The 869-nt window shown below is 53.3% G+C and carries 1 protein-coding gene; it reads left to right on the plus strand.

What is annotated here, in order from left to right:
* Positions 1 to 538 precede the first annotated feature (538 nt).
* On the plus strand, positions 539 to 869 hold a 331-nt coding region (locus tag AC1DU6_RS33340), incomplete at its 3' end, for a radical SAM protein (protein ID WP_477862620.1).

Here is an 869-nt window from a genome sequence, read left to right on the forward strand (position 1 = left end):
CGGTGGACGACTCAGGGCGCATCACCGTCCTGGATGAGGGACTTCTCGACTATGTCGGCGGTGGCCAATTCACAGCCGCGGCCGAGCGGAATTTGATTTGCCCCAACTCGAATAATACGGGTTGCCCGTGCGGCCCACCGGTTTGACCAGCCGTCGAAAAGCCCAGTCAATGTCGGCTTTACCAAAACAGGGTTTCCTAACGACCCTTGCTCTTTGAAGCCATGGGGAATTTCCGCAGGGCATCGGAGGCGATTACGCCATTCGCATAAATGGCGATGTTTCAAACTGGAGATATTGGCAGTGAAATTAGTTAAAACTGATATTGTCTCGCTGGATGACCGCGGACGCGTAAGCGTATTGGACGACGCACTACTCGACTATGTGGGCGGCGGCGGGCTTTCACCGATCCCCTCAGGCAACGCCTGGTGTCCTGATCATGGTAATCAGGGTTGCCCCTGTGGACCAGTTTAAGTAACTTAACCATCCTCGCCAGGGGGTTAAGCCCCCCTGGCGATCTGAATTCATAAGCGAGCGACTCATGAGCGACATTAACAGGGCATTGGGCCAGGCGGTAAATCCCAAATCACTGGAACTCATCATACTGCCGACGGAGAAATGCAATTTCAGGTGTACTTACTGCTATGAAACATTTGAAATTGACCGAATGAAACCGGAGATCGTTCAAGCAGTGAAAAATCTAATTGCCGCCCGTTCAGGCGACCTAGACACCTTGAGGTTGAGCTGGTTCGGGGGGGAGCCGCTACTCGCAGCCAAAACAATCCTCGACATATCGGCATTTGCCATCGAAGCGTGCCAAGACACCGCGTGCGAAGTTCTCCCCGGAGAAATAACGACGAACGCATATCTTC

Source organism: Roseateles sp. P5_B10 (assembly GCF_056400485.1).